Origin of the sequence: Mycobacterium sp., assembly GCF_049608025.1 — a bacterium.
GTDB lineage: Bacteria > Actinomycetota > Actinomycetes > Mycobacteriales > Mycobacteriaceae > Mycobacterium.
The window spans coordinates 123,382-130,318 of sequence record NZ_JBMYXC010000003.1; the positions used below are offsets into that span (position 1 = coordinate 123,382).

General features: G+C 64.1%; 6 protein-coding genes and 1 pseudogene. 3 read left to right on the forward strand and 4 right to left on the reverse strand.

Annotated elements, in window-relative coordinates:
• Window positions 1-13: 13 nt before the first annotated feature.
• The 3 genes from ACPGXI_RS02275 to ACPGXI_RS02285 are packed head-to-tail and all read right to left on the reverse strand — an operon-like array spanning window position 14 to window position 4,076.
• Window positions 14-700 carry a hypothetical protein gene (locus ACPGXI_RS02275; RefSeq protein WP_526649360.1) on the reverse strand — a complete coding sequence of 229 codons (687 nt, stop codon included), beginning with the start codon at window positions 698-700 and terminating at the stop codon, window positions 14-16.
• Window positions 697-1,233 carry a heme NO-binding domain-containing protein gene (locus ACPGXI_RS02280; RefSeq protein ID WP_526649362.1) on the reverse strand — a complete coding sequence of 179 codons (537 nt, stop codon included), beginning with the start codon at window positions 1,231-1,233 and terminating at the stop codon, window positions 697-699. The genes ACPGXI_RS02275 and ACPGXI_RS02280 overlap by 4 nt, the downstream gene beginning before the upstream one ends.
• On the reverse strand, window positions 1,230-4,076 hold the full coding sequence (locus ACPGXI_RS02285; RefSeq protein ID WP_526649364.1) for an ATP-binding protein: 2,847 nt from the start codon (window positions 4,074-4,076) through the stop codon (window positions 1,230-1,232). The genes ACPGXI_RS02280 and ACPGXI_RS02285 overlap by 4 nt, the downstream gene beginning before the upstream one ends.
• Before the next feature lie 221 nt (window positions 4,077-4,297).
• On the opposite strand from ACPGXI_RS02285, the gene ACPGXI_RS02290 reads away from it, so the two are divergent.
• Window positions 4,298-5,068, forward strand: coding sequence for an alpha/beta hydrolase (locus ACPGXI_RS02290; RefSeq protein WP_526649366.1), 771 nt, complete (start codon window positions 4,298-4,300; stop codon window positions 5,066-5,068).
• A gap of 58 nt (window positions 5,069-5,126) precedes the next feature.
• On the opposite strand, the gene ACPGXI_RS02295 is transcribed toward ACPGXI_RS02290, so the two are convergent.
• The gene (locus tag ACPGXI_RS02295) at window positions 5,127-5,417 is read right to left on the reverse strand and encodes a WhiB family transcriptional regulator (protein ID WP_526649368.1); all 291 of its coding nucleotides are present in this window, start codon (window positions 5,415-5,417) and stop codon (window positions 5,127-5,129) included.
• A 400-nt stretch (window positions 5,418-5,817) separates the two neighbouring features.
• Here ACPGXI_RS02295 and ACPGXI_RS02300 point away from each other — a divergent pair, with 400 nt between their 5' ends.
• Both ACPGXI_RS02300 and ACPGXI_RS02305 read left to right on the forward strand, forming a co-directional pair.
• The gene (locus tag ACPGXI_RS02300) at window positions 5,818-6,624 is read left to right on the forward strand and encodes a hypothetical protein (protein ID WP_526649370.1); all 807 of its coding nucleotides are present in this window, start codon (window positions 5,818-5,820) and stop codon (window positions 6,622-6,624) included.
• A gap of 132 nt (window positions 6,625-6,756) precedes the next feature.
• Window positions 6,757-6,937, forward strand: a pseudogene (locus ACPGXI_RS02305) (RNA polymerase subunit sigma); the annotation flags it as partial.

Sequence of the window (6,937 nt, forward strand, 5' to 3'; positions counted from 1 at the left end):
CAGCGTCGATAGGTCAGCTGACCTGCAAGCCTCCGGGGCCGAGAGTGAGATGCAATTCGATCACCGGCTCAGAATCGTCCAACCGATGCTGGATGACACCAAGGACGATCTCGTTGACCTCGTCCCCGAAACCAGCCTGCATCTGGCTGGACGGGGTTTCAATGTCGAGCATCAATAGCTTGCCGGCGCGGGCGGCGACCCGATGCCAGGTCCCCTCGTGGGCTGAGACGACGTCTGCAAGCGTCATCGGCGAAGTGGGGCTCCTGCCGGCAGCGTTTCGACGCTCGGCGTTGGCGTCTGCAGCGGTCGTAGCGCTCGCCTGGGAGTCCATGACGGTTCGCATGCCCGCAAGCAGGTTCCTCAGTTGCTCAAGCTGCTGGGCGTTCGGCGGCTCCTCCGGAGAGAGTGAATCGGCCAGAAAAAACAGTGCCCCCAGTGCGGTTCGGAGGTCGTGGGCTATCGCCGCAGTGAAGCGCTCCTGCTCAGTCACCGCCTCGGCTGCGGCAACCCTCGCCGCCGCCAATTCCGAGGTCCGCAGGGCGAGCTTCTCCTCCAGTTGCTGACGGAGCTCCCAGCGATCCGAGGTGACGCGCTCTGCGATGGCCTCGGCCTGAAGTCGTGCCGTCCGCTCGCGGGCAAGACGGCGCTCAAGGCGCTCAAGGCGCTCAACGGCCGCGGGCCGATCATTGGGCCCGGTCAAGCCGCAGGCATGATTCGTAGAGTGCAGCGAGAGTCGCCCCGCTGCTTGCAGTTGGGCTGGTCGACTGCCACGGATTCACCGTAGTGATCGGCGACCCCTAGAACCAGCCCTTCGGCGAGCGTGCACATGTTCCTCACCGACAGATAGTCCAACTCGAGGGCATCACCATTTTCGCGCAACACGAATCGTGGCACCGAAGCTCCCGGGTAGAGCTTCAGCACCTGGGGGTGAATCAAATCTTCGAGTATGGGAAGGAATTCGCGCAGCGATGTGGGCTCCTCCAGGAGGCCTCCGTAACGTGTGAAAAGAGGTTTGAAGGTGATTCTTCCCAGTGTCCGTAGGACATCCTCGACCGGAGAATTCAGGCGGTCGGCTGCAGCATTGGCCAGCGCAACCAGTTGGGCGTCGGGATAATTTCCCAGGGCCGTGTAAGCCCCCTCCAGATCGGCGGCGATCAGTAGGTCATCCCACAGATCTTCACTCCACTCGAGCGATACCGCTTCCTCAACGGCGTTGAACAACACGCCCTTCATGGGATTCCTCCTTGGTCCGCAGATTGCCCAATCCTCGCGCGCAGTCGCTGCAGCGTCGCATCAATCAGGTCATCGAGCCGGACTTCGGACAGCCTCGAGACCGGGTCTGCCGCCTCCTCGACAATACGGAGCCGATCAGCCAACGCGGCTGCGCCGAGCATCGTGCTGGGGGAGCGGAGGGCGTGAGCGCTTCGCCGTACCGCGTCGGGGTCTCCCTTGGCTGCCACCCGCGAAAGCTCGGCCAGGCGCCGTGGCATTTCAGCGGCGAAGGTGCGAAAAACCTTGTGCAGTGGGTCGGCTCCGAGTTCTTCCCGTAGCCGATCGATATGCGCTTCGTCGAGGAGGTGCGCATCGGACCCGTTCGGACCGGAATCGCCGGCGTCGGCTTTGGGACCCAGGTCGTCCGCCCCATCCGCGCCCAGGAAGCGAGTGAGCTCTTTGGCAAGTTCGGACAGGAGCAATGGCTTGGTGAGGAAGCCGTCCATCCCAGCCCTTTCGCACGCATCGCGGTTGGCATCCATCGCAGACGCCGTGAGTGCCAGAACGGGTAGGTGCACGCCGGTGCCGCGCTCCCTGGCCCGGATACGGCGGGTCGCCTCGTATCCGTCCATCACCGGCATATTGCAGTCCATCAGCACCGCCTCGAATCTGCCCGATTCCAAGCGCTCCAGGGCTTCCGCCCCGTTGGACGCGATGTCACACGTGTAGCCAAGCTTCGTGAGTTGGGCCTCGACCAGCAATTGGTTTGTCGGGTTGTCGTCGGCGACGAGGATGGTCTTCACTGAACCGGTCTCTGTGGTTTCGGCGGTCTCCGGGCTGGGTGAAGATGCCGCAGGCGCCGACTCCGGCAGGGCGATGGTGAAGTGGAACGTCGTGCCGTGCCCTTCGAGGCTGGCGACGGCGAGCCCCTCACCGCCCAGGACTTGAACGATCTTGTCGGAGATCGGTAGGCCCAGGCCGCTGCCTCGGTCGGCGTCGGAAGCCGACACTTGTGCGAAAGGCTCCAGGATCCGACCGATTTCTTCGCCGGGAATCCCCGGCCCGGTATCGGTTACCGCGAACCGGACCAGATCGTCGGCCGTCGCGGTGGCTCCCGCCGAAATCTCGACGTCGATGCGGCCCTCACGAGTGAACTTGGTGGCGTTGGAGACGAGGTTCATCAGAACTTGATGCAGTTTGTCGGGATCTCCGGTGCGCCAATCCGAGATGTTCGGGTCGACCGAGGTGCCGAGTCGCAGACCCTTGGCCTCAGCCTTGAATCTTGAGACTTCAGTCACTTCCTCGACCATCTGGCGCAGTGCGAACGCCTTGGAGGCGATCTGCACCTTTCCGGCCTCCAGTCGGGACAGGTCGAGGAGATCGTCGATGAGGCGTGTCAGACGCTCCGCCTCCGTGCGGACCAGCCTGGACCACTCTGCAGCCAGCTTGCGGCCCTCAGAGGACAGCTGGTTGTCCAGCAGTTCGGAGAAACCGAGGATGGCGTGCAAGGGAGCGCGGATCTCGTGGCTGACTGTCACGACGTAGTCGGACTTTGCTTCGGAAAGCGCAATGGCTGAGTCACGGGCCTGCTGCAACTGCCGCTCCAGCACAACCTGAGCGTCGACGATGCGTACCGCGACGATCACCCCATCGGTGTTGCCGTCGACATCGATGTAGGGCTTTCCGTGGCCTTCGACCCAGCGATAGCCGCCATCGGCGGTCACGATGCGAAACCGCGCGACCGCCGCTCGGCCTCGAGCGATCTCAGCCAGCGCGGTGAACACCGTATCGACATCATCGGGGTGGATGCGGGGGCTGAAGTCGGCGCCGATCCACTGCTGAGCGGTCCAACCGAACGCGGGCTCGATCGACGGGGATACCCAGACCGGCTCTCTGCCCCGCAGGTGAACGACAACATCGATGGAGTTCTCGGCGAGAATTCGATACCGCTCGTCCGCTTCGGCACGTTGGTGCTCAGCCTCGGCGCGCTGGCGGCTCTGCGCTAACTTGTCGATCAACAGCTGTTGGACATGCCGGGTGATGACGAATGAGGACGCTCCGAGAAGGAGGGCGGTCAGCGTGAGCGACAGCACCCACACCGCATTGCCCTGTAAGCCGAACGCCAGGAACACGGTCCGCCAGGCGGCAACCCAGATCGGAAGGACCGCGAACGTGATGACCACGGTCGCCAGGACCCTGCGGTCGGGCCGCGCCACCAGCCAAGCCACCGGATTACGATCCGGGCGGGCAAAGAGAGTCGCTGCGACCAGGAGCATCATGGCGATCGCTGTCGAACTGCCCATACCGGTGGACGACGAGACACTCACCATCTGAGCAGCGTCCACCATGTAGGCCACGATTCCGACGAGCGGAAGGGCCGCAGCAATCGCGATACTCACGGGCCAGGCTGTCGGAATCCAGCGGCGCTCCAGTCTCAGAAGTGCGACCGCCCCTGCCAGCGCCAGAACTGACATCGCCGTCTGGGGGCTCGGGCGGCCAGGCCAGCTTTGCTGCAGTGTGCTGACCGCATCGGAGAACAAGATCTGGTCTAGTCCGAACCCTCGACCGGTGACGTACTCCGCCAGGAACACCGCCGCAAGGCCGCCGGTCAACGCGGCGACGGCACGAGCGATCCACGCCCGGGGTCGTGACTGCTGCCCCAGCTGCAGCAGGATGGCAATTCCCAGTCCGGCCAGGAGCGCAGCGGTCCACGGCGTCATGTGCGGCCAGTCCCGACGAATCTGGGTTAACTGTTCGACACCGGTCGCCCAACCCAGCCAACTGGCAAGGGCAATCACGAGCGCCACCGTCACCGCAATGCGACTCCACCACACCGAAGGCACTTCAGCGTCGGTCCTGGCCACCTGAACCACCTCTCAGGGAAAAAGCGTAGTCTGCGGCGATTGAGTCGTCGGCGAATGGGCACGGATGGTGACCGTCAGCGTGGAGGTCGACTCGAACCCTGTCATCTTCCAACCGTTGGACGGGACGGCGAGCGCCCTAGATCGAACAGAAACACGCAACGGGCCGGCCGCGGTGAGCCCCCACAGGGAATAGGGTGATTTCACTTGATAGAGGACGAATGATGGAGACTCAGGCGGTGCTTGTGCACGGCACCAACGCTGGTCCGTGGACGATGGCGAATTTCGAACAGCACTTTGCTGACCTGGGTTGGCGATGTCTGAGTCCGGCCTATCGGCATCACGACAAAGCAGGATCGGCGGATACCGAGGATTTGCTCACCGGAGTCAGCATTTCCGACTACGTGGAAGACATTGCCGCCGTCGTTTCTGAGTTGGAGACAGAACCGGTCATCGTCGGGCATTCGCTGGGCGGTGTGATCGCACAGAAGTTGGCTGCCCGTGGACTCGCCCGAGCGATCGTCTTGCTCAACGGCAGCGTCAATTGGGGAGTTCTGCCCACAACCGAGGACGAGCGTGCGTTGGCCAAGTCATTGATGTCCGCCGGGCCGTTCTGGGAAGGCACCCTTTTGCCGGATTTCGACACGATGTCCAAATTCGGGCTCAATATGCTCGACCCGGCCGAGCAGAGACGCGTCTTCGACCGCCTGGGACCCGAGTCGGGCCGCGTCATGTTCGAACTCTTCTTCTGGATCTTCGACGAAAACCAGACCACCAGAATCGATTATCAGAACATCACGTGTCCGGTGCTCATGGTGTCGGGATCCGAAGACCTGGCGATCCCACCGTCGACATCGCGCGTCATCGCACAGCGGCACGGTCCAAACGCGACGTTTCATGAGGCACAGGGTTTCGGACACTATCTGACCCTCGAGCCGAACTGGCGCCAGGTTGCCGACCTCTGCGCTGGCTGGCTGGCCGACACGGTGAAATGACGACCGGCCAACCGGCTGTTCGCGCGCCGGCGGGCGCGGGGAACGCGCCGGGGGCGTTTCAGGCGCTGCGGCGAATGCCCCGTTTGAGGAGCAGTTCGCGCTCGGACTCGCTGAGGCCACCCCAGATGCCGTAGGGCTCACCCACGGACAGTGCGTGGGTGCGGCACTGGGTGATCACCGGGCAGCTGCGGCACATCTGCTTGGCCCGCATCTCCCGATGTGCGCGGGCGCGTCCGCGCTCGCCGTCGGGGTGAAAGAACATCGAGGACTCGGCTCCGCGACATAGACCGGCCATCTGCCAATCCCAGATGTCGGCGTTCGGACCGGGTAGCTCTTGCGGCTGTGGCACTGGAAACCCCTATCTGTGCATCCAGATCGCTTACGCGACAGATGTTGTGGGCCGGGTGGGTCGTAGTACAGATCCGAGTGCAGTCGCCGATGACTTCTCGTGAACACAACGTAGAAGGGCGCCGGAATCGCCGTCAAATGCCGGGTGCTGTGGATAACCGCAGAGCAACGGGCAGGAATTTACATCGTGTTCATCCACGCGACGCGAGGGCGTCGAATTGGTAATTATGAACGCCGACTCAGTGTGAATTGAGCAGCTGTTTTGGCTAATCGGTTCCCGGGGTGCCGCGCAGCATGTCCGGGTTTGTCAGTAGGCGGTTGACCCGGCGGTAACGCGTTAATCATGAACTGTTAACCAACATGGTTCTCACAGCGTTTCGGCTTGGTAGCGTCCCCAGCCGATGAGCACCAAGCCCGCGCCCGCCGCCACCGTCGGGATGGATGGCGTGGCGTTCGGCAGCGACCCCGGGCGCTGGCCGCTGTCGGCTGCCGTGACAGCACACGAGCTGTGGTTGCGCGCGGTCGCCGCAGGCGCCCAGGGCCGTTACGCCAGCGCGCTCTCCGACCTCGACCGACTCCAGCGACGTGCGACGCCGGGCCCGCTCGGCTCGTTGGCTCTCAGTACGCGGGCGTCGTTCCTGCGTCAGCTCGGGTGGCATGACAGGGCCCGTGCGTTGGACGGGCAAGCGGTGGCGCTGGCCGATGGCGCTGCGACCCCGGTGGCCGATGCTCTCATCGGACTGGCCGCCGACGCTCTGGGTGTGGGCCGGTTCGCTGCCTCGGCACGGGCGCTGCAGCGGGCGGCAGATGTGGTCGCCGACTCGGCGGCGGCGCGCCTGCCCGTGCGGTTGGCGTGGGTGTCGGCCGAACTGGCGATGGTCAGCGGGGACGGGGTGTCCGCAGTCGCCGATGCCGAACGTGCCGTTCAGCTAGCTGCGACCCTGGCCTCGGTGCGGCACGCCGTGAAATCCCGCGTCGTCCTGGCCGCAGCGCTGTGCAGTAGGGGTGATATCGACCCGGCGCGCCGGGAGGCGGACGAAGCGTTGCGGCAAACCGAATCGTTGGGCCTGGTTCCGTTGCGCTGGGCGGTGGCCTCGTTGCTCGCGAACATCGGCAGCAAAGAGCATTCGGAGGCCGAACTCGCCGCCCTGCGCGACGACTCTGCCGAAACCGTGACAAGACGGGGCGGCGTGTGGCGCCCGCGGTAACCGGGTTGTGGCCGATCTGGTCGTTATTGTTTAGCTGAGCCGCACCGCACAGTGGGGCCACCTGCCTGCCGGCAGAACCACTTCCCCCCGCCGGGATGTGTCCTCGACGTAACGCTGGAGTTATCAACCGCGATGACAATTTCGGGAGAACGTCTCGATTCTGTCGTTGCTGACGCAGTGAACGGTGATCGGGGCGCACTCCGGGAGGTGCTGGAGACTATCCGCCCCATCATCGTCCGGTATTGCCGGGCGAGGGTGGGGGCAACGGAGCGTAGCGGTCTCTCAGCAGATGACGTTGCTCAGGAGGTGTGCT